Annotated in this window: 22 protein-coding genes and 1 pseudogene; 9 read left to right on the top strand and 14 right to left on the bottom strand. The window is 62.1% G+C overall.

Translation table 11 applies throughout. The features are described from left to right. Positions 1 to 188 precede the first annotated feature (188 nt). From E4K09_RS02440 to E4K09_RS02425, 4 genes are all read right to left on the bottom strand, one after another. Entirely contained in the window at positions 189 to 560 is a 372-nt protein-coding gene (locus tag E4K09_RS02440) for a response regulator (RefSeq protein WP_134494891.1), read from the bottom strand. Between the two features lie 36 nt (positions 561 to 596). Continuing rightward, complete coding sequence (locus E4K09_RS02435) at positions 597 to 2048, bottom strand: DUF7125 family protein (RefSeq protein WP_134494889.1); 1452 nt, start codon at positions 2046 to 2048, stop codon at positions 597 to 599. Between the two features lie 160 nt (positions 2049 to 2208). Further along, the gene (locus E4K09_RS02430) at positions 2209 to 3582 is read right to left on the bottom strand and encodes a sensor histidine kinase (RefSeq protein WP_134494887.1); all 1374 of its coding nucleotides are present in this window, start codon (positions 3580 to 3582) and stop codon (positions 2209 to 2211) included. Next, positions 3572 to 3766, bottom strand: a complete 195-nt coding sequence (locus E4K09_RS02425; protein WP_134494884.1) for a type II toxin-antitoxin system ParD family antitoxin — start codon at positions 3764 to 3766, stop codon at positions 3572 to 3574. The genes E4K09_RS02430 and E4K09_RS02425 overlap by 11 nt, the downstream gene beginning before the upstream one ends. 432 nt (positions 3767 to 4198) lie before the next feature. On the opposite strand from E4K09_RS02425, the gene E4K09_RS02420 reads away from it, so the two are divergent. After that, positions 4199 to 5020 carry an alpha/beta fold hydrolase gene (locus E4K09_RS02420; RefSeq protein WP_134494882.1) on the top strand — a complete coding sequence of 274 codons (822 nt, stop codon included), beginning with the start codon at positions 4199 to 4201 and terminating at the stop codon, positions 5018 to 5020. Continuing rightward, positions 5020 to 6684 carry an ATP-binding protein gene (locus tag E4K09_RS02415; protein WP_134494880.1) on the top strand — a complete coding sequence of 555 codons (1665 nt, stop codon included), beginning with the start codon at positions 5020 to 5022 and terminating at the stop codon, positions 6682 to 6684. The genes E4K09_RS02420 and E4K09_RS02415 overlap by 1 nt, the downstream gene beginning before the upstream one ends. A 110-nt stretch (positions 6685 to 6794) precedes the next feature. On the opposite strand, the gene E4K09_RS02410 is transcribed toward E4K09_RS02415, so the two are convergent. The 3 genes from E4K09_RS02410 to E4K09_RS02400 form a co-directional block, all read right to left on the bottom strand. Beyond that, positions 6795 to 9818, bottom strand: a complete 3024-nt coding sequence (locus E4K09_RS02410; protein WP_134494878.1) for a PAS domain-containing protein — start codon at positions 9816 to 9818, stop codon at positions 6795 to 6797. Positions 9819 to 10069: 251 nt separating this feature from the next. Then, the gene (locus E4K09_RS02405; RefSeq protein ID WP_134494876.1) at positions 10070 to 10435 is read right to left on the bottom strand and encodes a response regulator; all 366 of its coding nucleotides are present in this window, start codon (positions 10433 to 10435) and stop codon (positions 10070 to 10072) included. A gap of 8 nt (positions 10436 to 10443) precedes the next feature. Continuing rightward, positions 10444 to 12624 (bottom strand): PAS domain-containing sensor histidine kinase, encoded by a 2181-nt coding sequence (locus E4K09_RS02400; protein WP_134494874.1) that lies wholly within the window; start codon positions 12622 to 12624, stop codon positions 10444 to 10446. A 608-nt stretch (positions 12625 to 13232) separates the two neighbouring features. On the opposite strand from E4K09_RS02400, the pseudogene E4K09_RS02395 reads away from it, so the two are divergent. From E4K09_RS02395 to E4K09_RS02380, 4 genes and pseudogenes are all read left to right on the top strand, one after another. Continuing rightward, a pseudogene (locus tag E4K09_RS02395) lies at positions 13233 to 13811 on the top strand (methyl-accepting chemotaxis protein); the annotation flags it as partial. A gap of 96 nt (positions 13812 to 13907) precedes the next feature. After that, a complete protein-coding gene (locus tag E4K09_RS02390; protein WP_134494872.1) occupies positions 13908 to 14339 on the top strand; it encodes a PRC-barrel domain-containing protein in 432 nt (143 codons plus the stop codon). 572 nt (positions 14340 to 14911) lie between these two features. Continuing rightward, positions 14912 to 15424, top strand: a complete 513-nt coding sequence (locus tag E4K09_RS02385; protein WP_134494954.1) for a DedA family protein — start codon at positions 14912 to 14914, stop codon at positions 15422 to 15424. A 66-nt stretch (positions 15425 to 15490) separates the two neighbouring features. Further along, entirely contained in the window at positions 15491 to 16078 is a 588-nt protein-coding gene (locus E4K09_RS02380) for a hypothetical protein (protein ID WP_425293803.1), read from the top strand. Between the two features lie 158 nt (positions 16079 to 16236). Here E4K09_RS02380 and E4K09_RS29985 read toward each other — a convergent pair whose 3' ends face one another. Both E4K09_RS29985 and E4K09_RS28685 read right to left on the bottom strand, forming a co-directional pair. Further along, complete coding sequence (locus tag E4K09_RS29985) at positions 16237 to 16449, bottom strand: hypothetical protein (RefSeq protein WP_244610325.1); 213 nt, start codon at positions 16447 to 16449, stop codon at positions 16237 to 16239. 299 nt (positions 16450 to 16748) lie between these two features. Then, complete coding sequence (locus E4K09_RS28685; RefSeq protein WP_166802115.1) at positions 16749 to 16886, bottom strand: hypothetical protein; 138 nt, start codon at positions 16884 to 16886, stop codon at positions 16749 to 16751. A 123-nt stretch (positions 16887 to 17009) separates the two neighbouring features. Here E4K09_RS28685 and E4K09_RS28680 point away from each other — a divergent pair, with 123 nt between their 5' ends. Together E4K09_RS28680 and E4K09_RS02370 are read left to right on the top strand one after the other, a co-directional pair. Then, positions 17010 to 17153: a hypothetical protein gene (locus tag E4K09_RS28680; RefSeq protein WP_166802114.1), complete on the top strand. Its 144-nt coding sequence runs from the start codon at positions 17010 to 17012 to the stop codon at positions 17151 to 17153. Positions 17154 to 17486: 333 nt separating this feature from the next. Next, positions 17487 to 18455 (top strand): D-alanyl-D-alanine carboxypeptidase family protein, encoded by a 969-nt coding sequence (locus tag E4K09_RS02370; protein ID WP_134494870.1) that lies wholly within the window; start codon positions 17487 to 17489, stop codon positions 18453 to 18455. Positions 18456 to 18464: 9 nt separating this feature from the next. Here E4K09_RS02370 and E4K09_RS02365 read toward each other — a convergent pair whose 3' ends face one another. The 4 genes from E4K09_RS02365 to E4K09_RS02350 all read right to left on the bottom strand — a co-directional run bounded on the left by E4K09_RS02365 (position 18465) and on the right by E4K09_RS02350 (position 21276). Continuing rightward, entirely contained in the window at positions 18465 to 18671 is a 207-nt protein-coding gene (locus tag E4K09_RS02365) for a hypothetical protein (RefSeq protein WP_193557229.1), read from the bottom strand. Positions 18672 to 18711: 40 nt separating this feature from the next. After that, positions 18712 to 19263: a sugar O-acetyltransferase gene (locus E4K09_RS02360; protein ID WP_134494868.1), complete on the bottom strand. Its 552-nt coding sequence runs from the start codon at positions 19261 to 19263 to the stop codon at positions 18712 to 18714. Between the two features lie 218 nt (positions 19264 to 19481). Next, positions 19482 to 20810 (bottom strand): GAF domain-containing protein, encoded by a 1329-nt coding sequence (locus tag E4K09_RS02355; RefSeq protein ID WP_134494866.1) that lies wholly within the window; start codon positions 20808 to 20810, stop codon positions 19482 to 19484. Beyond that, positions 20791 to 21276: a pyridoxamine 5'-phosphate oxidase family protein gene (locus tag E4K09_RS02350; RefSeq protein WP_134494864.1), complete on the bottom strand. Its 486-nt coding sequence runs from the start codon at positions 21274 to 21276 to the stop codon at positions 20791 to 20793. Before E4K09_RS02350 ends, E4K09_RS02355 begins: the two co-directional genes overlap by 20 nt. Positions 21277 to 21453: 177 nt before the next feature. Between E4K09_RS02350 and E4K09_RS02345 the strand changes: the two genes are divergently transcribed. Beyond that, complete coding sequence (locus E4K09_RS02345) at positions 21454 to 22275, top strand: arylamine N-acetyltransferase family protein (protein ID WP_134494862.1); 822 nt, start codon at positions 21454 to 21456, stop codon at positions 22273 to 22275. Positions 22276 to 22282: 7 nt separating this feature from the next. Here E4K09_RS02345 and E4K09_RS02340 read toward each other — a convergent pair whose 3' ends face one another. Next, positions 22283 to 23263 carry a LysR family transcriptional regulator gene (locus E4K09_RS02340; RefSeq protein ID WP_134494860.1) on the bottom strand — a complete coding sequence of 327 codons (981 nt, stop codon included), beginning with the start codon at positions 23261 to 23263 and terminating at the stop codon, positions 22283 to 22285. Positions 23264 to 23341: the final 78 nt, after the last annotated feature.

Here is a 23341-nt window from a genome sequence, read left to right as displayed (position 1 = left end):
CGGGCTGAGGCCCGGGGCCTCGGCTTCTGATCCTCTCGACCCCGGCCGCTAAGAAGCGAACGCCGGGTACCCAGCGGCTTGACCGGCGGAGTTTTTCAACAGCATCGACCCAAGGCGGACATTTGCTTCAGTGGCCAAGCCTTCAGCTCGGTGTTGGATTAGGCGCGGCACGTGCTGAACAGGAGATTTTATGACCTTCTCTGGGCACCAACTGCCTCTATCACCGCCGTAAGGACGTTCTCGATCCTGAACGGCTTGTCGTAGACAGCCGCGAACAGCTCCGGATGGCTACGGGCAATCGCCCCCTGCGCCCCGCTCAGCAGGATGACGGGGATCCGAGCCCAATCCGGATTGGACTTGATCACCTGCGCCAGCTCCAGCCCGTTCATCAGCGGCATCATGAAGTCGGTCACCACCAGCGCCGGCACCTCCTTGTCCAGCACCTCCAGGGCTTTGCGGCCGTTCGAGGCGGTCAGCACCCGAAACCCTTCCTCCTCCAGGGCATCAACGAGAATGTCCGTGATCAGAAACTCGTCATCAACAACTAGGATCGTCGTCATTCCCCGGTCCTGCTCCCGCTCAGACAACGTGCCGTCTCAAGAGCGGGTCCCGGCACCCGGCCGGGGCGTGCCTTCCAGCGCACGTTCCGCCTCGTCGAAGGAGAGTGGAAGGCTGATGCCCTGGCTGCTGATGGCCAGTTCGCGGAAGGAAGGGTCGAAGGCACTGTCCCGCACCTTTACGATGGAGATCAAACGGCGGAGCTGAGCCTGCTGATCCACAAAGCGCAGGGCGATCAGGTTGTCGATCACGCTGGAGATCTCAGGCATCGGAGCCAGGATCTGGCGGCTGAACAGATCGGTCAGTTCCCAGGTGCCAATGGTCGTGACGTTCCGAGCCCGCAACTCGTTGGTGAGCGCAGTGAAGAACTCCACCAGCCGTGGGGGATGAAGTGCAGCTCGCTCAAACCCGCCAAAGCCATCGATGAACAGCCGCTTGACCCCGCGGCGATGCACCGCCTCCAGGAGCTTGTGGGCGAGCCCGTCCAACAGGTTTTCCGTCGAGGGCTGCCACAGGATCTCCAAGGCTCCAGAGGCGAGCAGCGGGTCAAAATCAAGTCCGAGAGTACGCGCCTTGAGCTTCAGGCGCTCCGGCGTCTCATAAAACCCGAAGTGAAGCGTCGGCTCCTCTGGCGAGGCCTGAGCAAGGAAGTGCAGCCCCAGAGTGGTCTTGCCTGTACCGGAAGCACCGATTACCAGCGTGCTGGAGCCCTGTTGCAGGCCGCCACCCATCATCTCATCAAGTTCTGCCACGCCTGACGTGGAGCGGGTTGTGGTGGGGCTGTCCGGCATCGAGGGCTGCCCGAGAACGGCCTCCAGACGTGGGTAGACCACCACACCCCGGTCGAGGATCTCGAACTGGTGATACCCGTGCAGGGCCTTCACGCCCCGGGACTTGCGCACCTGAAGGCGCCGCGCCGAGCGCACACCGAAGTCCTCGTCGGCGAGCTGGATCACGCCATCGACCATCGTGTGCTCGGGGCTAGACTCATCCACGCGGGAGCTGGTGAGAAAAAGCACGGTGCAGCCGGCAAAGGCCGCATGACCCTGCAACTCGGCGATGAAGGTCTTCACGTCCAGGTTGCTCTCGGCCTTCTCACGGGCGTTGAGCAGGCCGTCGAGGATGAGCAGGGTCGACTTCGTGCGCCCGATCTCCTGACGCAGGAGCTTGACGACGGCAGTGAGCCCCTCATCGCGCAAGGTCGTGAAGGCGCTCACATAGTTGATGCCATTGCCGAGTTTGGAGGGATCGAAGAACGTCAGGGTCGAGAGGTTCTCGAACAGGCGCTCGTGGGACTCAGCCAAGAGGGTCACGTAAAGGACGTGCTGACCGGATGCGGCATGGTGGAAGGCGATCTGGTTGGACAAGATCGTCTTGCCGGCGCCGGGGTGGCCCTGGATGATATAGGACGTGCCGGCGACCAGGCCGCCGCGCAGCACCGCATCCAGTCCTTCGACACCCGTCTCGACGCGGGGCAGCTCATGGGGCACAGCTTAAGCTCCTCGAAGATGCTGTCCAAAGGAAGGAGCCCCACCAGAGGCGGAGCGCAGGATCGGACGGACAAGCCTATAGCAGCGATAGTCTCGGACCACCAGAATTGCACTCGATCAATGCCGTGGAACCCGCTGCCAATGGCGGTCCTGCGCCGGGTTACGCAGCCTTGCCCACATGTTCGTCCCGCTCGTCCACTAAGGGCGCCTTCACCTCACAGACCACCCCGGTGGGGTTATAGGTGATCTTGACGTCACCTCCGAGTTCCAGCGCCAGGCTGCGCTCGATCAGGCGTGAACCGAAACCCTTCTGCTCGGGTGGTGAAACCGGTGGGCCGCCACGCTCTTGCCAGCGAAGGATCAGATGCGGCGGATCGCCGGCCTGAACCTGCCAGGTGATTGCGATCCGGCCTGACGGGGCCGAGAGCGCGCCATACTTCGCTGCATTGGTCGCCAACTCGTGCAGCGCCAAGGTCAGAGCCAAGGCCATCTTCGGGGTCAAGCGCACATCCGGCCCGCCGGCTTCGAAACGGTCACGGTGGTACGGCGAGAGGGCTTCTGCAACGACCTGCGACAGACCAGCCCCATCCCAGGTCTCTCGCGTGAGCAGGTCGTGCGCCTTGGACAAGGCAAGCAGACGCGCCTCGAAGGTCTCGCGCACTGTGTCGCCTGATTGCCGGGAGTTGAATGTTTGCCGGGCAACAGCCTGCACTGTTGCAAGAATGTTCTTCACGCGGTGGTTCAGCTCATGCACCAGAAGACGTTGCAGGCGCTCGGCCTCCTTGTGCCTGGTGATGTCGCGGGCAATCTTCGATGCACCCACGATCCTGCCTTTGGCATCCTTGATCGGGGAGATCGTCAGGGAAACCTCGACCAGACTGCCGTCCTTGCGCTGGCGGGTGCTCTCGAAATGCTCGACGCGCTCACCCCGGCGGATGCGTGCGAGGATCCTCTCCTCCTCATCCTGCCGGTCCTCAGGGAACAGGATCGTGATTGGCTTGCCAATAATCTCCTCGGCCCTGTAGCCGAAGAGCCGTTCCGCCCCCGCGTTCCAGCTTGTGACGATGCTCTCAAGGTTCTTACTGACGATGGCGTCATCCGACGACTCGATGATAGCAGCGAGCCATCCCTCGACCTCTTCAACACGCTTGCGTGCACTGATGTCGCGGAAGTAAACGGACAGCCCGCCATCGCGGGTTGGGGAGATGCTCAAGTCCACCCACTGATGCACAACCGGAGACACCACCTCCAGGCGTGTGGGCTGACGCTCCTGCATAGCCTTCAGAAATGCCTTCCAAGGTTCAGAGTCGGCTGCTTGCGGAAACTGCTCCAGAAAGTCCTTGCCGATCAGGTCCTCGCGGCTGCGGTTCCATCGTTCTGCTGCGGCGCGGTTGACGTAGGTAAAGCGCCAGTGGTGATCGACGGCGAAGAAGGCGTCGGCAACACTTTCCAAGATGTCGAAGCTCTGCTCGCGAGACGTCCCGACGCGGTTGCTTTTGGCCCGCCCTTGCTTCGTCGAGGGTTCACGCGGCATCGCGCGACCTTGCGGCAGGTGTTCTGCTCCTGCTCTCGTTCCGACGCTCGTGATCGTCTAGGAGCCGCAGCGCGGCCCGCACCACTTCGCTGGCGCTCCGATAGCGTCCAGCCGCCACCTTCGCGGCAATCATGGCTGTGAGTTCCGGGGTCAATGAGGCGGTAATGATCGACTTTGAAGGCATGGCAGGACGGCCCGATAAGAAAAGTTCTTACCCTTGTAGGGGTACGCTGCAAGGTCTGCAAGGAGATGGAAGGCATCTCAGTGTCCAAAGTCCAAGCCGAGCTTCGGGAATGCGGGAGTGAGCAGATCATGTCACGCCCACGCTTAACGGCCGAGATTGGCATGGGGCGGACGTGGGCCGGACTTCCGCTTTGGACAGGAACATTAGACGTTCCTCTCAGTGAACAAACTTCATTGCCTGACCCATTGGAGACCTTCCCACTTTCAAGAAGGCTTTCTCGTTCAGAGCTTGGTCGGAGCAGAGCGACCGGAGAGCGGATCCACGTGTTGACGAGTGGGCCAATGCCACTAGATTGGCCGCTTGAACTGCAAAGCTCGGAAGCCTCAAAAGGTGAGCTGACGATCCAGTGGAACCCAATTGCCCGGAGCACCCATGTCTGCCGTTCTGATACGACACAATGTTAAGATTCTCGGCCGTGGCGAGCAGCCCATGCTCTTTGCCCATGGCTACGGCTGCGATCAGAACATGTGGCGCTTCATCACGCCAGCCTTCGAGGACCGGTACAAGATCATCCTCTTCGACCATATCGGGCATGGCCAGTCGGATGCCGCTGCCTTCGACCGAGCCAAATATGGCAGCCTCAATGGTTACGCGGACGACGTGCTGGCGATCTGCCAGGAGTTGGACCTCAAGGACGTCATCTTCGTCGGCCACTCGGTCAGCGCTATGATCGGGGTTCTCGCCGCCATCAGGGAGCCGGAGCGGTTCGACCGCCTGGTCCTGATCGGCCCCTCACCGCGCTACATCAACGATGGCGACTATGTCGGCGGCTTCAAGCAGGAGGACATCGAGGGCTTGCTCGACTTCCTCGACAGCAACCATCTCGGCTGGTCCAGCACCATGGCGCCGGTAATCATGGGCAACCCCGACCGGCCTCAACTCGGCGAGGAACTCACCAACAGCTTCTGCCGCACCGACCCGGAGATCGCCAAGCACTTCGCCCGGGTGACGTTCCTCTCGGACAACCGGGCCGATCTGCCCATGGTGGGGACGAAGGCGCTCATCCTTCAGTGCTCCCAAGACGTCATTGCCCCCGAGGCAGTGGGGCGGTATATGCATCAGAACCTCACAGGCAGTGAGTTCGTCCTGATGAAGGCAACGGGGCATTGCCCCAACCTGAGTGCGCCTGAGGAGACGATTGCCGCCATGGAAGCCTTTCTGCGCGATCCTGCCCCCATCAAGACGGCCGCCTAGTGACCATTGACCAGGGTTGCCTGATCGAGACGGCCGAGGAACTCTACGAAAGTGCCCCCTGCGGTTATCTTTCAACCCTGCCGGACGGCACCATCGTTAGAGTTAACCAGACCTTCCTCACCTGGATCGGCGTGGAACGGCAGGAGCTTGTCGGCCACAAGTGCTTCCAGGATCTCCTGAGCATCGGCGGCAAGATCTTCTACGATACACACTTCGCACCGCTCCTGCGGATGCAGGGCTTCGTGAACGAGATCGCCTTCGATCTGACCTGCGCGGACGGGCGACAACTGCCGGTTCTGGCCAACACCGTCCAGAAGTTGGATGCGAATGGCTGCCCCATGGTTCATCGCATTACCCTCTTCAACGCCACTGACCGGCGCAAGTACGAGCGGGAACTGCTGCTGGCCCGCCAGAAGGCCGAGCAGGCGACTGAGGAGCTCAAGCGCCTGAATGAGACCCTGGAGGAGCGGGTTGTGCAGGAGGTTGCCGAGCGCCTGAAGGCCGAGGAGGCGCTGCGGCAGGCGCAGAAGATGGAAGCCGTCGGGCAGCTCACCGGCGGCATCGCGCACGACTTCAACAACCTGCTTACCATCATCGTCGGCAACATCGAACTGTTGCAGCGCCGCCTGCCCGAGGGTAACGAGCGGATCCTGCGCGCCGCCGAGCACGCCATGGAAGCAACCCGGCGGGCTGCTACTCTGACCCAGCGGCTGCTGGCCTTCTCGCGGCGCCAGCCGCTCGATCCCAAGCCCATCGACGTCAACAAGCTGGTGGCCGGCATGTCCGAGTTGCTGCGCCGGACCTTGGGCGAGATGGTCGTGCTGGAGACGGTTCTGGCCGGTGGTCTCTGGCGGACCCAGGCCGACCCAAACCAGTTGGAGAACGCCATCGTCAACCTGGCGGTGAACGCCCGCGACGCCATGCCGGGCGGCGGGAAACTCACGATTGAGACGGCCAATGCCCGTTTGGATGAGGCCTATGTGGAAGTCATAGCCGAACCGGTGCCGCCCGGACAGTATGTGCTCGTGGCGGTTTCCGACACCGGAACGGGCATGGACAAGGCGACCATGGAGAAGGTGTTCGAGCCGTTCTTCACTACCAAGGAAGCTGGCAAGGGAACCGGGCTGGGCCTGAGCATGGTGTACGGCTTCGTTCGTCAGTCCAATGGCCACATCCGGATCTACAGTGAGCTCGGCGAAGGCACGACGATCAAGATCTACCTGCCGCGCCTGATCGGATCGGACGAGGAGACTGCCGAACTACCTGCCAACAAACCGGCGATGGTGAGGGGTTCAGGCGAGACCATTCTGGTGGTCGAAGACGAGCCGGCATTACGAGCCTACGCCGTCGAGGCGCTCCGTGACCTTGGATACCGGGTTCTTCAGGCCGCCGATGGACGAGAGGCCCTGTCGGTCGCGGAGCGGCATCCAGAGATCGAGCTGCTGTTCACTGATGTTGTTCTGACCGGAGGAATGAACGGGCGCGCACTCGCCGACCAGATTACCAGGCACAGGCCCGGCCTTCCGGTGCTGTACACGACCGGCTACACGGCCAATGCCATCGTCCACAATGGCCGCTTGGATCCTGGGATGCACCTGATCAGCAAGCCCTTCACCTATGCCGAACTCGCCTCCAAGATCAGGCGCATGCTCGACGGAAACTAATCCGGAGCGCCAGCGGAAGAGGGCACAGCGGCCCAAGGTACCCGTTCGGCTGCCCTGCACCGGCAGCTCGACGAACCTTATCGCCAATGGGCTTCGGAATAGACTGACCCTTAACGTTCGATCATCTCGCGAATACGGATTGCGAGCGCTTCCACGGCAAAAGGTTTGGTGATCATCTCCATCCCCCGTTCAAGGAAGCCGCTCGCCACGGCCGCGTTCTCCGCATAACCTGTGATGAACAGCACCCTTAGGTCGGGGCGATGCTCGCGGGCCTGATCCGCAAGCTGACGTCCATTCATCCCCGGCAGACCGACGTCCGTGACAAGAAGATCAATCCGTCGCGAGGATTGCAGCAGCTTGAGGCCAGAAGGACCATCAACCGCCTCCAAGGCCCGGTATCCAAGATCCCTGAGAACATCGACGATGAGGTCGCGCACCACCGGCTCGTCCTCGACCACGAGCACCGTCTCACCCGCCTCCGACCGCGGCGCATCCGCCAGCCCTACCATCTCCGCTTCCTCCTCCACCACCCCGTTGAAGCGCGGCAGGTAGATCTTGACCGTCGTGCCTTGTCCCACCTCGGAATAGATCCGGGCATGCCCCTCCGACTGCTGCGCGAAGCCATAGATCATCGACAGGCCAAGGCCGGTTCCCTGGCCAAGCGGCTTGGTAGTGAAGAACGGATCGAAGGCACGCTCGATTACATCGGGCGGCATGCCGGTGCCCGTGTCGGTGACTGCGACGCAAACATACTGGCCCGGGCGCACACCCGGGTGAAGCGCCGCGTAGGCGCGGTCGAGATGGGTGTTGCAGGTCTCGATGGTGAGCTTGCCGCCACCGGGCATGGCGTCGCGGGCGTTAATGGCCAAATTGAGGATGGCGCTCTCAAGCTGGTGCGGATCGCAGCGCGTCAGCCAGAGCCCGCCGGCCGTGACGAACTCCATCCGGATGGCCTCGCCGAGTGTGCGCCGGAGCAGGTCCTCCATTGAGACCACAAGCTTGTTCGTGTCCACCGTCTTGGGCGCCAGCGGCTGCCGGCGCGCGAAGGCAAGCAGGCGGTGTGTGAGGGCAGCGGCGCGCTGGGCCGAGCTCATGGCCGCCTTGGCATAGCGCTCCACCGCCTCGGTACGGCCCTGGGCAATGCGGGTCTGCATCAGGTCGAGCGAGCCGACAATGCCGGTGAGCAGGTTGTTGAAGTCGTGCGCGATGCCGCCCGTGAGCTGTCCGACAGCCTCCATCTTCTGCGCCTGCCGCAGCGCCTCCTCGGTCTGGCGCAGGGTCTCCGATTGCTGCTTCTCGGCCGTGACGTCGCGGCCATAGGCGTAGACGAGATCTCCCTCGGCCGAGGTGCGCCAGGAGATCCAACGCGGCGTGCCGTCTTTGTGCGTGTAGCGGTCCTCGAAGTTCGTCAGATCCCGGCCGGCAGCCGCGTCATTGAGCGCACCCTGACTGCGGGCGACATCCTCGGGCCAGATAAAGTCGAGGAACGAGCGCCCGACTACTTCTTCCGGCACGTGGCCTAGGATCTCGGTCCAGGCGGGGTTCACGGCCCGGAAGATCCCATCCGGGCCGACGACCACGAGCAGGTCGCGCGAGTTCCTCCAGACCCGATCGCGCTCAGCGGTGCGCTCGGCCACGCGTGCTTCCAGCGTGTGGGTGAGATCCCGCAGCGCCTCTTCGGCGCGTGTGCGCTCGGCGATCTCGTGCTGCGAGGCCCGGAACAGACGGGCATTGTCGATGGCAATCGCCGCCTGGCCCGCAATGCCGGTCAGCAGGGTCTCGTGCTCGTCCGTGAAGACGCCCGGCCTCTCGTGACCGAAGAAGAGGCCGCCCAGAACTTCTCCGGAGCGGGAGATGACCGGGACGGCGAGATAGCTGCGAACGGGGAGGTGACCCTTGGGCATGCCGTAATGAGGATCATTCTGGCCGTAGCGCGGATCCTTCAGAATGTCGTCCGACCGAATCACGCCGTCACCGGCGAAGGTCGGGTGGAACACGGCGGTGTTGCGGGGCATCGGAAACCGGGAGAAGGCCTCCCGCGCCACCCCTGAGAGGGAGTAGAGCATATAGCTCTCGCCCTGCTGGTTGACGACATTGTAGAAGAACGCGCCGAACTGTGCCCCTGTCAGGGCCACACCTGCGTCAGTGGCGGCTTGGACCAAGGTGTCGAGGTCGAGTTCCGAGGCAAGCTGCGAGCCGATGCGGTTCAGGATCTCCAGACGCTCCTTCTCCCGGGCGAGGGCCTGCTGGGCAATGTGTGTTTCCGTAACGTCATGGCCTTCACAGAAGATGCCGATGATGCCGGTCTCATCAATCACCGGCTCATAGATGAAGTCGAGAAAGAGCTCTTTCGCAGGTGCGCCGGGCGAGGCATGCAGGCGGGCAGGGATATGGCTGGCCACAAACCGCTGCCCGGTCTCGTAGACCTGGTCGAGCCACTCGAAGAAGCCTTGGTCCTCCAGCTCCGGGAACACGTCGCGGACGGTCCTGCCGACATAGCCACGGTCCCCGAACAGCCTGATGTACGCTTGGTTGACGAATTCAAACACGTGGTCGGGTCCGGTGAGGACGGTGATAAAGCCGGGCGCCTGCTCGAACAGGCGCTGCTGGCGCTCCTTCTCGGCCACCTGGCGACGCTCGGCCATGACTTGGGCCGTAGTCTCGATACAGGGACAGAGGATGCCGGCCACTGCACCGGTTTCGTCGCGAATGGGGGTATAGGAGAAAGCGAAGTGGGTTTCCTCGCGAAAACCATTCCGCATCATGAACAGGGTGATATCGTCCATGTGGACCGGCTCGCCGGCATAGGCCTGCTCGACGATGGGGATGAGGTCGTCGCGGATCTCGTCCCAGACCTCCAGGAAGGGCTGGCCCAGCGCGGCTGGGTGTTTCTGAGCCAGGATCTCGGAATAGGCGTCATTGTAGAGCAGGATGCGCTCGGGCCCCCAGGCGATGAACATCGGCTGGGAGGAGCCGAGCATGACGCTGACCAGCGTCTTGAGCACCTGTGACCAGGCATGCGGCGGGCCAAGCGGGGTTGCCGACCAGTCGTGGGCGCGGATCAATGCTCCCAAGCGCCCGCCGCCGGAGAGAAAGTCCAAAGGTGCGGCGGTCTGGTCAGGCCTGCCGTGCATTACGCGATGTTCCTTCTGACAGGGTCCTCACCCCGAGAGGCGCTGATGCTCAGAGTCTCCACGTGTTATGTCCCGCAGTTATCAAGCAAGTGGACGCCCCTTGGTGTTGGTGGCAGAGCGACCGGGTACCTAGAACAGGGCTGGGCTGGAGCAACCCCACTCCCTTTGGCGCACGCTCTGCACAGCCCTCTCAGGTATACTCGCGTGATGCAAAGGGCCGGATGGTGCCTACAGAAGCCGTTCGGAGCCCATCACCAACGCTCAACCGCCTTCATTAGAACCTTTTGGAGCTGCGACTGCGGAAACGGCTTGGGGATCACCGGATAGGCGCGAAAGTCCTCCCGCACCCCTTCAGCTCCGTACCCCGTTGCAAATATAAATGGGATCTTCCGATCCCGGAGCCTCTCGGCCACAGGGAAGACCTTCTCGCCGGCGACGTTCACATCGAGCACAGCGGCGTCGATATCCGTCGCCTCGATCAACTTCAGGGCTTCCGAGACCCTGGCCGCACTGGCCACCACGTCGCAGCCCATGTCGGCGAGCATGTCCTCCACCAGCATGGCCACATGGCTTTCATCTTCCACCACGAGGAGGCGCAATCCATTCAGCTCGGACATCAAGGGCCTCAGAGCTGATGGAGTGGCAGCTCGAGGGTGCAACGCAGGCCCGCCGGATCGAAGTCGAGCTTGGCCATTCCTTGGAGGTCCTTGGTCATGCTGCGCTCGATCAGGCGGGTGCCAAAGCTGCGCTTGGCCAGCGGCCTGACAGCCGGGCCGCCGCTTTCGATCCAGTCGATCCGAAGGACTTCAGAAGCTCCAGATCCTGAAGCGCTCCACCGCACGGTGACGAGACCCTGCTGGGTCGAGAGGGCGCCGTACTTGGCGGCGTTGGTGGTGAGCTCGTGCAGGACGAGGCTGAGGGCGAGGCCGACCCGCGGCTCCAGCGTAAGATCCGTGCCCTCCAGCCGAACACGCGTGGCGGAGCCATTGTCGTAGGGCTCCAGCTCCTGACAAACGATGTCGCGTAGATCAACCCCCGTCCATGCCCGACGTGTCAGCAGCTCGTGCGCCTTGCTCAGGGACAGGAGGCGCGCCTCGAAGTTCTCGGAGAAGGTCTCGATGGCGGGTGAGGTTCGGATGGTCTGGGTCGCAATCGACTGCACAATGGCCAGCGTGTTCTTCACCCGGTGGTTCAGCTCGTCGATCAGAACCCTCTGATGTTCCTCCGCCTGCTTACGCTCCGTGATGTCCACCAGCATGTTGATCGCGCCGATGATCTTGCCTGAGGCATCCCGCAGCGGTGTCGGGAAGGGAATGAATGGAACGCGGGTGCCGTCCGGGCGCTCCGCAATTGCTTCCTCACCGCGAATAGCCCGACCCTCCTTCAAGGCGACAGCCATAGGGCATTCAGCATGCGGCAGGGGGGTTCCGTCCGGCGTGAAGAGGCGCCAGGTCACGCACCACTCATCACTGCCGAGGATGGGCCTCCTCCCGGAGAACTCGACGGCGGCCTGGTTGTAGTAGGTGATGCGGCCCACGGCATCGGTGGTGTAGATCGCGGCCGGCAGCGCCTCCAGGAGTTCACGAACGTGACGCTCGCTCTCGCGCAGCCGCTCCTCGGCCTGGAGCCGCTCCGTGACGTCCTGAACGACCCGCACGCCGTAGCGGAACTGCCCCAGTTGGTCGAGCACGGACGAGCTGAGAACATTCACGAAGACGGTGCCGCCGTCCTTGCGCAGGAAGCGCTTCTGCACCGAGTAATGGGTGATCTCGCCCCGTACCTGGCGCGCGTACTGCTCGCCATCGTCGTCCCTATCCTCAGGGTGGGTCAGCTCGAGGAAGGATCGCCCGAGAAGCTCCTCGGGAGTGTAGCCGATGATGGCCGAGAGAGCCGCGTTGACACGAACGAAGCGTCCGGCTGCGTCCATCTCTGCGATGCCGATGGGCGCTTTCTCATAGGTTACGGCCAGCCGCTGCTGGCTCTCCCGCAGGGCTTCGTCGGCGCGACATTGGTCGGAGACATCGACCGTGAAGCAACGGGTGTTGTAGAATTCACCATTGCGGAAGTGCGCATTGGACGTAATCAGAACATGCCGGATCGAGCCATCCTTGGCCTTCAGGCGCGCCGGATAGCGGTCCAGCGTCTCGCCCCGGGAGAGGCGCTGGAGGATGTCCCGGATCACGTGGGCATCGGCGTGGAAGGCGGCGATGGGCTGGCCGATGTACTCGTCCGCCGTATAGCCGAGGAGGGCAAGTTCAGCCCGGTTGGCCCGCAGGATGGTGCCATCCGCAGCCACCAGATGGAGGCCCACAGCGCCGTTCTCGAAGAAATCCTCAAGATCCTGGCGGCTTTGGCGCAGTTCGAGTTCCAGAGCTTTGCGGCCGGAGATGTCCTGGAAGCAGTTGATCGCACCAAGAACACGGCCTTGTTCGTCCAATAGCGGCTCGATCTGCACCAGCACGGTACGGTGGCTTCCATCCGGCCGTTCGATCAGAACCTCGAGCCCATGGGCAGGCTCTCCGGTGCGCAGGACCTGCGCCATCGGGGTATCGGCGTGCGCAAGCGGGCGTCCGTCGAGGTGGTAGAGCCGAAACGAGCCGCAGTACCGTTCATCTCTCTCGCCCAAGCGGGGCGTGCGCCCCCACAGCTCGGCGGCCCTGTTATTGTAGCGCAGGACGGCCCCGTCCGCGGCACACACATACAGGGCCGTAGGCATGGCATCCAGGATGGCCTGGCTGACGGTGGCGAGCTCGTGAAAGCTGGACCGGAGCAAGGGACTGCTGGAGGGAAGAGCGGCAACCGTCATCGGAATTCATCTTCCTCTGCGCCAAGCACCTCTCGCGCTGGCAAACCGGGTGATTACTCCGGCACACCGGCAGAAATACCGGCTTGCCCACGATAATAGGCCGTTGAAACGATCGTTCTTAGGCCAGTGGCGAACGCCTGTAGATAGAGAGGTCTCTGCCGATTTGGAGGCCCCGTCAAGATTATTGTCCGTGGGAGAAATGCCTGGAGTCGGCACTTCTCGGACAAAATGGCGAAGTCTGCTTCAAGCGCTCAAGAGCCGGAGCTCGCAAAATCGGCGGAATGTGCAAGGTTGACCCCGCCTAGACCCCAAGCGCGGAGGCATGAATGAGCAAAGTTCAGTCGCGGACCTGTTCAGGCTTCCTCATTGAGACTCGCACAGCTCCCTAGTGAGGAGTGGATTAAAGGCAGAGCCTTTTTGGACGGTTATACAAAATCCATATGCAAGATCTCTTTCTGCTGCCACGAGCAGCGATGTTAAAAAACACTGATTTAGCTTTAATAATTTCTAAGTATTCATACGAATTGAGCTGCATAGAATAAAATAAGATGCTGGCGCGCTCGGTCACCAAACCATCTTGGGGTGTGTTTCTCTTAATTGCCAAGAAGGCGGCGGACGAGGCAGCAGCGGCCGGTGGAGCGGACGCCAAGATGCGCCGCGCTCAAGTCGTGGACGAGATGACCAAGAACTTTGAACGCAACGTGTCGTCGCTGACACAGGGTCTGTCGTCGGCGGCGATTGAGATGGATGCCGCTGCCCAATCGATGGCCCAGGTTGCCGACCGGACCAACAACCAGACTTCCGAGGTGAAGGAGCTGGCCACCAAGACTGCCAAAGCAACCGAGGAGATCTCGGCCCAGATCGGCTCGGTGCAGCAGGAGACCCAGCAGACGGCGTCGGCCATTCAGGAGATTGCGCGTACGATCACTGAGATGTCGCAGATCTCGACCTCAATCGCAGCCGCCATGGAAGAGCAGGGTGCGGCTACGGCGGAAATTGCCCGCAACGTCCAGGAAGCGGCCCGCAGCACCGAGCACGTCACGGGCAATATCGCTGATGTGCGTCAGGGAGCAGGCAAGACGGGAGCTGCGGCGCCTCAGGTGCTGGGCGCTGCACAGGAGCTGGCGCGCCATTCCAATGATCTCGGCCACGAAATCCAAACCTTCCTCCAGGACGTCAAAGGGGTATCTTCAGAAGCTGACCCATTTTGGAGCTTGGGCGCGGACGTCACGTCGGCCGGAACGGCCCTCTCATGGCAGCGTTGCCCCTGAAAGGAGCGCGCCATGCCGACAAGATTGCCTAACGAGACACCGGCTCGGAAGCCTGGATCCATGGAAATCGACCCGTCAGGCGAGGGTGTCGCTATCGAGGAGACGCGGCGCCTGATCGCCTCCAGCAAAGTCGAGGGCACGCCCGTGTTCAACCGGGCAGGCGAGCAGCTCGGGGCCGTTTACAATTTCATGGTCGACAAGATCTCAGGCCAGGTCGCCTATGTGGTCATGAGCTTTGGGGGCTTTCTGGGCATCGGCGAGAGCTATCATCCGCTTCCGTGGCGGGCACTGACCTACGACACTGGGCTCGGCGGCTATGTTGTGGACATCGATAAGGATCGGCTCGCGGATGCTCCCCGCTATGGTGCCGACGAAGATCCGTTCAGGGATGATGAGTATGGCGCCCGGGTGGATGCCTACTACAGGATCGCGCCCACATCCTGAGGGCCCTGGCGCTCGCGGTCGTGGCATCCTGGGGTCGATCCGGGGCCCTTCCATTTGTGCCATCGACGGAAGCCGGCAGGCTTACGGCGGGAAGCTTCGGCTTCCTGGTGCGCTGAGCCCGCATGAGTATTCTGCAACTGAACATCGCTAAGGATGACCGCGCCGCTTGGCCGACAAGTCGACCGCGTCGATCGGCAACCTGAACCCGAAGGCGGTCTCGGGGTTGGTCGCACGCGCGAGCCAGAAAGCACTGATGGCAGCCCTGCGACTGGCGATGAGATCTTGGCCATAAACCTCTTTGGCGCAGCGAATTCCTGCACAAGGCGGCGGCTGCCGGATTGTTCGCTGTGGGTGGTCCATTCGGTCTGGCCACGCTTTCGGTCGAACTGCCGCTCTCGAACGTGTTAGCTTAAGACTGGTCGCACGAAATGTTTGGGTAACGCGCTTCATCATATGCAGGAGGCCGCCGTGTCCGAGGATCATCTCTTTGCCGCCGGACGTGACCGGCTCCGACAATGGCAATGAGCTCGCAGGTGTTGGTGCCGATCTCCGGGAGCATGCTTTCCGAAGTCCTGGCCTGGATCGAGCCCGCTGTTGCCGCCTACGGTGCTCCTGCGCTTTTCCTGATAATCTATTTCGAGTCCTTTGGCCTGCCGCTCCCTGGTGAAAGCGCCCTCCTGGCGGGGGCATTTCTGGCAGCCCGCGGGGACCTCGCTGTGGTCGATGTCTTCCTAGCAGCTTGGCTCGGCGGTGTCCTTGGCGACAGTACCGGATACCTGATCGGCCGCTTCGGTGGACGCCCGCTTCTGCAACGGTTCGGAGCTTTTGTAAGGTTGACACCGGAGCGTCTCTCTCATTTGGAAACGATTGCCCGCAAAAGGGGCTTCATCATGGTCTTGACCGCACGGTTCGTCGTGGTGCTGCGACAGCTCAATGGCCTCACGGCCGGATCGGTTGGGATGCCATGGCCGCAGTTTGTCGTCGCCAACACGTTAGGCGCGGCCCTGTGGGCCGGGTTCTGGACCTTGGGACCCTACTTCTTCACCGATCTGTTCGGCCATTCTCCCCTAATGCCTCGGCCTTGAATGTTGAGCCATCTTTCCGCACCATGCTCTAGGCCGAGGGCCTCACGCATGCATAGGGGCAAGGCAATGGCAGGAGACGCGGAAATCGGCGGACGGCATGGGCGCTTCTGGAGGGTGGCTCCTTGGGCGATCGCAAGCCTTATCTTGCTTCTGCCCCTGGTTGCGATGCAGGTCACCGACGAAGTGGACTGGGATAGGGCCGACTTCGCCGTCCTCGCCGTCATGCTGCTTGGCGCTTGCGGCGCCTACGAGCTGGCAGCAAGGATGACAGGGAATGTCGCCTACCGGGCCGCCGTCGGCGTTGCGGTCGTGACGGCCCTCATCCTTGTCTGGGTAACCCTTGCCGTCGGCATCATCGGGTCCGAGGATGATTCAGCCAACCTGATGTACGGCGGAGTGCTCGCCATCGGGATTCTGGGCGCCGTTATCGCGCGCTTCCAACCCGAGGGTATGGCGTGCGCGTTGGCCGCGACAGCGCTCGCTCAGGCCTTGGTCGGTGTGGTTGCCCTGAGTACTGGATTGGGCTCAACCGCGGCAAACGGGCCAGGGGCTTTCCTGGTTCTGACCGGATTCTTCGCCGTGCTGTGGCTCCTATCAGCCTGGCTGTTTCGCAAGGCGGCGCGGGAGCAAACTTTGGCTTGTGCGGCGCCATAGGTTCCACCCGCAACATCCTCTTGGGTATCTCGGCTATCATCATGGGAGCAGGGGAGGGCAGGCCCCGGGTGACGAGCAGAGCGTATCACGGCCACGCTTAAACGACTCCTAGGTGAGCTTCTGCCGCGAAGCTCATAGGTTGTTTTCAGGAGGGGCAGTCATCGATAGGGATAGCACCGGCTTCGGTCGAGGGAGAGCCCAAAGTGCTCTCCGAGCTTGCGAATGGCTTCCCCGTGGTCCGGGTAGGGATCCCTGTTCTCAGGTCCGACAACGATGATCTTGAAGGATGGGTCGTTGCGTCCGCGCGGCGGAAGCATGGCTGTTGCAAGCCCATTGCCCTCCGCATCGCGCAAGGTCAGAAACACCGGCATGGATCGCTGCACGTGAGCCGCAAGACCAATGTTCTGCTCAATGAAGCGGCTGGCGGTCGAGCGGTACGTCGCGGCTGCCGCCTCCCAGGCTTAGCGAAAATGCTTCTCGACGGCGTGGCCCATGATCTGCGATTCGCGGGTGGCTTCCCCCTCGGTCTCGATCCGGAACCAGCTTGTTTGCCCAGGGGCGTCGCAGACGAATTGCATGCCGTATCAACGCGGAAGTCTACCAACTGGTTGAGGTCCCGACCCGTGCCTGGCAGCGGGAACTCGCCTCGGGGCACCATCCCCACTTTCTATCAGCTGGCCTTGCCTCGATGGTCGTATCTCAGAAGCCGTCCTGTCAGCTTCCTGCCTTCGCCGATCAAGCGCTTGGCCTTCTCGCGCAGCTTGTTCTTCCTGGCGCTGCTGCGGTGCTTCTCGCTTCCTTTGCCCATCATTTGTCTCCCGGGATCTCCCCAGCATTAAAACGACCCCTGTCAGGAGCGGTTCCGATTTCGATACCCGAGCAAACGTCGCCCTCTTGTACTGAGCTGAACGGGATAGAATGTCTGCAGCCCATGGAAAAGCACTGCCAGATTAACTGGATGGTGATCGGATTGGATACCCAACTAGCACAGCAACTTGGCCGGCTGCTGGAGGAAGTGCAGCGCCGGCTCAAGAAGGGCAGGAACAAACGGCCGGAGCTGGAGGCGGCAGCCTGACAGGCCAGCCTGTCACTCAGACGTCTCGCTCCGGCCCCAGCAAGGCAGGGAAGATCCGCACCTCTGCTGCAGGAGGGACAGCGCAAGGCCATCCAGGCTGCTGTTCGGGCCGGTGTGGCACCCGCCCAAGGTGGCGAGGCATCTCGGTCAATCGCCGGCTGCCGTGCGCAAGATTTGTGAAGAGCCTGTGTAGTCCCACTCACCGGCCATCGTCGGTCAAAGATTGCGGACAGGTTCCAGGCAGGCCCGAGTAACCCGAATGAACATGGCGGGGCCGGAGCTTCTCGCCGTCCCGGACTTGCGCAAGGCCGCGGTTCGGTCGACCATCAATCCATGAAGCTGCCCTCGATCTTGCTGGCCGCGGGCCTGTCCCTGACGGCCTCTCCCGCCGATGCCTCTCCCATACTGCTTGTGGATGCATCCTCGGGCGACATTCTCGCTGCCCAGGAGGCCGTCCGCTCCTGGCATCCCGCTTCGCTCACCAAGCTGATGACGGCACATCTCGCCCTCATGGCGGTTCGATCAGGCAAGCTGACCCTGAACAGCTCCATCGTCCTGAGTGCGCGGGCCTCGGCCCAGGCGCCCTCAAAGCTAGGAGTTCCACCGGGCACGTCTCTCCGCCTTGAGGATGCTCTCCGCATTATGATGGTCAAGAGCGCCAACGACGTGGCGGTGGCGATTGCGGAAGCGCTCGGCGGCAGCGAGGCGGTCTTCGTCGCAGCGATGAATTCGGAGGCCAACCGCCTGGGCATGAGCGGCACGCGCTTCGTCAACGCCAGCGGCCTGCATGATGACCGCCAAGTGACCAATGCGCGGGACATGGCCGTGCTCATGCTCGCGGTCCTGAGCTATCATGCGGGCGACACCGACCTCTTCAGGACGCCGGCTGTCTCGGTCAACGGCCGGACGCTCAAGAATACCAACACGCTGGTGGAGGACTATGCCGGCGTCGAAGCGACGAAGACCGGCTATGTCTGCGCCTCCGGATTCAACGTGGTCGTCTCGGCGGTCCGCGGGGGCAGGCGCATTGTCGGGGTCGTGCTCGGTGCTCCCAGCGCAGCAACACGGGCCCGGATTACGAAGGAACTCCTCGATGTCGGCCTTGCCGGAGCAGCAAGCTCCGTCGGCCGTCTCGGCATGATGAAAGCGAACGCCCCTGCACCGGGCACCGATCTGCGTCGCCTCAAATGCGGCCGACAGGGGCCTGCAGTCGCTGGAGCCGTCCCCGCCGGTGGTGACGGAAAGGCGACAGCGATCACGCAGCCTCAACGGCAATCTCGGAGGGAAAGGAGGATCGATTGACTCAACATCTCAGCTGTTGGGCCGACCCGACCTCCGGGCGCCACTGGCGGTTAAGTAGCCGGCAGTGATGACGGCAACCAGCAAGCCGAGACTGTCGAGCGGAAGCGCGAACTCGCCCCGGATGGACGGCCACGACACGCCGAGCAATCCATCCGGCAGGCCGAGGCTGATGAAGGCGGCGAAAGCAAGTGCGGCCACGAAGGTGCGTTGCGACATGGTTGACGTCCTCAGAGATTCCGTGTGGCGCGGGAGTAGCTCAGTATGTGCGGATCATGCGTGCGGGGTGGCCCGCGGCGAGCACGTCCGGTGATGGATCCTTCGCGACCACGCTGCTGGCGCCAACCACGGTGTTCTCGCCAATGATCACGCCCGGGCAGATGATCGATCCGCCCCCGATCCAAGCGCCGTTCGCAATGCGAACCGGAAGAGCGTACTCAGCCCCTGATTGATGTGTTGCCGCGTCGAGGGGATGGGTTGCCGTGTAGATATGGGCCCCGGGCGCGGTCTGGTCCTCCTGGCCAATGGTATTGCAATCGAGAAGCACGCAGTCGTAGTTCACGAAGGTGTGCGCTCCGATAGAGATGTTGTAGCCATAGTCGCAGCGAAGCGTGGGCCTCAGAACCGCACCTTCTCCGAAGGAGCCAAGCAGTTGCTTGAGCAACTCACGGCGCTCAGCTTCCTTAGTTGCCTGTGTGGCGTTGAACCGGGCCAGGAGATCGTGCGCTCTCAGGTGGTCCGACGCCAGTTCGGAGTTGTTCGCCATATGCAACTCCCCTGCAAGCACTCTTTCCTTTTGGCTGCGTTCCATTCGCCTGTCCTGGGAGTTGTTGTGTGGCCCTCAGTGTTGCTGGCGCCGCTCAATTTCCGACAAACTTTGACAGCATGGACGCAACATGTACAGATGTACACATCCTCAGGTTGGTCCAGGTCCTTGAGTTTTGGGCAGCCGTCGCGGAGCGCGTCGACGTCGATCCGAACCCTGGACCTCTCCTAGGTTGTCCTGGCGCTCCTTGCCGTTCACTCTCATCAACGGCGTTCCAGCAAAGGCACCCCAGAGAATTCCAGGGAGAACCGACCGCGTCCGATTCTCCTGAGCTGAAGGGGCGATGCCTTGTCTTCTAACCGGCGCCGCAGAAGCAAAAGACGCGTCTCAAGGTTGTCCTTGATGTCGGGAAGCCGTAGGTCCTTTGAGAGCCGGATCTCGCGATTGGTGAAGGACGTGCGCCCTTCCCGACGATACAGTTCAAGCATATGGAGCAGGAGGCGGCCCGCGACCCCTTTGATCATGTACTCGCCGTCAATAAAGACACTGTCATCGAACGTATGGTGCACGACCTTGAACATCTTGTCGGACGACGTCCGAAGCAGGGGAGGCTTGTCAATGTCTTGCGGCTCCCGCGAGAGCATCTCCGAAAGGGCAAGTGCGGTTGCGATGTGGCGCGCAATGATCGTGAGGGCGGCCTCGTCGCGGGAACTGAACGCCAGGCGCGCACGGCTCTCTACAGCAAGTATCCCCTGGAGGCCGCCGGCTGCGACCATCGGCACCGCAATCTGACTGAGCGTGTCCAAGCGCCCTGGCAGGGCCACAGCCTTGGTGCGGTTCTCATCCTGAGAGGAGGCTTCGACGGCTGCACTGTAGCGGCGAACTCGGCTCATGTCGCTCACCTTCACGATGCGTCGGTCGAGTGCTGCCGCCCCGATGATGCCCTCGCCAAAGGGTACCTCCGACCCGATGCCGGAGCGGGCATAGCCGCGACTTCCCACTGTGGTGAGCACGCGGCTCGTGTGGTCGCCCAGCAGGATGAAGGCGCTCTCGTATCCGAGCCTATCGCACAGACCATCGAGGGCGGCATCGACGATTGCTTCCATCTCCCTCAAGTCCGCGATCGCCGTGGCAAGGGCGGCACACAGTGAGAGCCATGTTTCGTCTGGCACTGGCTCGATAGGAGCCTGCACGGGGGACGGACAGAGTTCAATCCGGCTGACCCGAAAGATATCGACCCCGCGAAGCCGCATAATGCCAGCCATTCCAACCTGCGCGCTAGACGCGTTAAGTTGGGTGGCAACAGTATCGAAGAGGGGGCCATGGTCCACCGTCTCAACGAAACTGGCCTCAAGGCGGACCTGCGCCCCACGAAGTCCATCGACAATGAGGATTGTCGCCTGCGGATTGTCACAAAGATTGCGGGAGGTCTGCGTGAAGAACTGGTTCGACAATCCGACATGGTCGTCGTCGATCATCACGACATGCGAGAGATAGGAGATGTTTGGAGTCCCATCCGCTGCCGCCGTTGCGATGATCGATGGGACCACGCCCTCGAAACAGGTGGCGAGATCACGGAGCCGCAAAGCCATGATCTACTCCCAAAACGGTTCCAGCCCTTTGACCAGGCGTCTTGATCGAGACAGTCTCTACTGACAGTTGAGCCACGACAGCCTCTCGGTTCGTCAGCCACACGGCGGACATTGCAGGCAGCACGCCCTGTTCGTGCAGTGCCGCGGTTACGGCAGCAATGTACGCCTGCGACAGGTCCATGTCGGATGCTGTTGCCATTCTGATACGGGCCCGTCCCTTGACTTGGTAGCAGGCGTAGTCGGAAGGACGGACAAACGTGATAGCGGCCTGACCGTTGACAAGAAGGTTGTCGACCGTTCGACGCCATTGCCAGGCGGAGATGATCACCTCCACGCTCGCCGTATCGGGCACCACGCGCGAGCCCACGCAGCGACCGATCTCTGGCTTGTTCCGATCGTCTCGGGTGCCGATGATGATCATAACCGGGCTTGTGATGAACCCGGCGAGTTCCGGATTGAGCAGCACGACGGCTCCTCATAGTGGAGCAGCATTCACGCTTTCCGATTAGCAAAGTTTTAGGAGGACGAAAAGCGCACTTAGGAACAATTTAGGAAGCCGTTCCGACTGTGCCGATCTACAAGGCCGGCCATACGTGTAGCCCGCGTGGGCTGCATCCTTCCTGCTTCGCATCGGAGATCGACAATGGCTTTCGACCTGAGAGTTTACTTTGAGCGTATCAGCCTTGGTGGCTGTGACCTTGACCTCAAAGACCTTGAAAACTTGCAGCGTGCGCAGATGTCCTCGATCCCCTTTGAGGATGTCGAGCCCTTCCTCGGTCGGGTACCAGACCTGTCTGATGAGGTCGTCTGGACCAAGCTCGTGCTCCAGAGAAGGGGCGGCTACTGCTTCGAGCTCAACCATCTGCTGGGCCAGGCCCTCACCCGAATCGGGTTCAAGGCGCGTCCCATCCTCGCCCGCGTGCGTATGGGAGCCGCCGAGGGTGGGATCAGGGCGCACCTGGCCTGGGTCGTGTCGTTGGATGGCCATGATTGGCTTGTGGATGCCGGGTTCGGAGGACCGGGCCCGTTCGGGCTGTTGGCATTGTCTGATGCGAACCCGCAGATCCTGCCGAACGGGACCTTCCGGTTTCGGCAGGACGAGGCAACTCGCGAGACCGTGCTCGAACGCCAGGAACCTTCCGGGTGGTTCCCGCTCTTCGGCTTTGACGAAACCCCCTTCACGCCGGCTGATATTGAGGGCGCGAACTTCCTTTGTGCTCGGTCTCCGGTACAGCCTTTCAGTGCGAACCTCATGATGAGCATGCATCATCCAAACGGGTACATCTCGGTCATGAACCGGAACGTCAAGATGGCGAGCCGTGCTGAGACTCGGACGTGGGTCATCGACGCACTGTCGGATCTGCAAAATGTCGTCTGTGAGCTGCTTCGGCTGGAGTATGATCACGTAATCCTTGAGAAGGTTTGGGCGCGACTTGCATCTGACAACGTTAAAGCAGCCGCCTGAGTGTCTACTAATCGAGACCGCTTCGGACCTGGGTTAGTGCGGTAAGGGTTTCTCTGACAGAGGGACCCTTACTTCGCTCGCACGTTCGGACGGCTATCTCCTCAATCGCAATCCGACTGGGCTCGCGTAGGCATTCGACGAGATGATCGGCAAATGCCCTGACCCGGGGCGTGATGTCCTTGCGCGTCGGAAACGAAACCGACATCTGAACCGGCGCCCGAATGCTCTCTGTCAGCACCTGAGCCAGCCTCCCGTTCCGCAAGTCGGCCTCGCACACGACGCGTGGCAGAAGGCCAATGCCTGCCCCCCTTAGGACTAGATCACGGATCATCTGGTAATCGTTGGTTCCGACCGAGGGCAGGGGCAGTCGCTCTCCGCCAAAGACGATGCGGGCCAGGAACTCGCAAACCGCAGGCGGCGGCCCGACGAACGGGTGAAGCTCGCCCAGGCTGGTCGGCACTTCGTTTGCCTCAAGCCATGCGACACTGACAAACAGCCCGTACTCGAATGCTGCAACCCGTCGGCTGATCATGTCCTGCGGGTTGTCGAGACCCACGCGGATCGCCACGTCGACGTCGTTCGCCACAAGGTCAAGGACTGCATTGGTCATGACGATGTCCACGAACACTCTTGGATGATCCCGCCGAAATGCGGTGACTGCCTGCGCCAGGGGAGCTGTCGGGAAGTCGGCCGGCGCGGTGAGCCGGACGGTGCCGGTCAGTTCCTGACGCGAGACCTCAAACTCCTGAGCGACGGACCGTAACGTGCTCAGCGCGCCCTGCGCCTTCTCGAACAAGCGGCGCCCGTCGTCTGTCAGGACGACAGTCCGGGTCGAACGCTTGAACAATCTCACCCCGAGAGTGTCCTCGAGGGAGCGGACGCGCAGGCTCACGGTCGAGCGCGGCATCCCGAGCCGACGGGCGGCGGCGGAGAAGCCGTTCGCGGTGACCACCTCCACGAAGGTTGTAAGAGCGTTCAGGTCCATCATTGTCCATCCTGATGGACACAGTGGCTAGCATCTGCCAGCTATTCTGTCGACCGGAGTTGCCCCTATCCTCCAGCATTA

The organism is Microvirga pakistanensis, from assembly GCF_004458765.1.
Lineage (GTDB): Bacteria > Pseudomonadota > Alphaproteobacteria > Rhizobiales > Beijerinckiaceae > Microvirga > Microvirga pakistanensis.
This window is presented reverse-complemented; position numbering and strand designations above follow the sequence as displayed.

Excerpts from the sequence above, each read along its gene's own strand:
- E4K09_RS02440 (WP_134494891.1), bottom strand. The coding sequence starts at position 560 with ATGACGACGATCCTAGTTGTTGATGACGAGTTTCTGATCACGGACATT.
- E4K09_RS02430 (WP_134494887.1), bottom strand. The coding sequence starts at position 3,582 with ATGCCGCGTGAACCCTCGACGAAGCAAGGGCGGGCCAAAAGCAACCGC.
- E4K09_RS02425 (WP_134494884.1), bottom strand. The coding sequence starts at position 3,766 with ATGCCTTCAAAGTCGATCATTACCGCCTCATTGACCCCGGAACTCACA.
- E4K09_RS02420 (WP_134494882.1), top strand. The coding sequence starts at position 4,199 with ATGTCTGCCGTTCTGATACGACACAATGTTAAGATTCTCGGCCGTGGC.
- E4K09_RS02410 (WP_134494878.1), bottom strand. The coding sequence starts at position 9,818 with ATGCACGGCAGGCCTGACCAGACCGCCGCACCTTTGGACTTTCTCTCC.
- E4K09_RS02405 (WP_134494876.1), bottom strand. The coding sequence starts at position 10,435 with ATGTCCGAGCTGAATGGATTGCGCCTCCTCGTGGTGGAAGATGAAAGC.
- E4K09_RS02400 (WP_134494874.1), bottom strand. The coding sequence starts at position 12,624 with ATGACGGTTGCCGCTCTTCCCTCCAGCAGTCCCTTGCTCCGGTCCAGC.
- E4K09_RS02390 (WP_134494872.1), top strand. The coding sequence starts at position 13,908 with ATGCCGACAAGATTGCCTAACGAGACACCGGCTCGGAAGCCTGGATCC.
- E4K09_RS02380 (WP_425293803.1), top strand. The coding sequence starts at position 15,491 with ATGGCAGGAGACGCGGAAATCGGCGGACGGCATGGGCGCTTCTGGAGG.
- E4K09_RS29985 (WP_244610325.1), bottom strand. The coding sequence starts at position 16,449 with ATGCCGGTGTTTCTGACCTTGCGCGATGCGGAGGGCAATGGGCTTGCA.
- E4K09_RS28685 (WP_166802115.1), bottom strand. The coding sequence starts at position 16,886 with ATGGGCAAAGGAAGCGAGAAGCACCGCAGCAGCGCCAGGAAGAACAAG.
- E4K09_RS28680 (WP_166802114.1), top strand. The coding sequence starts at position 17,010 with ATGGAAAAGCACTGCCAGATTAACTGGATGGTGATCGGATTGGATACC.
- E4K09_RS02370 (WP_134494870.1), top strand. The coding sequence starts at position 17,487 with ATGAAGCTGCCCTCGATCTTGCTGGCCGCGGGCCTGTCCCTGACGGCC.
- E4K09_RS02365 (WP_193557229.1), bottom strand. The coding sequence starts at position 18,671 with ATGTCGCAACGCACCTTCGTGGCCGCACTTGCTTTCGCCGCCTTCATC.
- E4K09_RS02360 (WP_134494868.1), bottom strand. The coding sequence starts at position 19,263 with ATGGAACGCAGCCAAAAGGAAAGAGTGCTTGCAGGGGAGTTGCATATG.
- E4K09_RS02355 (WP_134494866.1), bottom strand. The coding sequence starts at position 20,810 with ATGGCTTTGCGGCTCCGTGATCTCGCCACCTGTTTCGAGGGCGTGGTC.
- E4K09_RS02345 (WP_134494862.1), top strand. The coding sequence starts at position 21,454 with ATGGCTTTCGACCTGAGAGTTTACTTTGAGCGTATCAGCCTTGGTGGC.
- E4K09_RS02340 (WP_134494860.1), bottom strand. The coding sequence starts at position 23,263 with ATGATGGACCTGAACGCTCTTACAACCTTCGTGGAGGTGGTCACCGCG.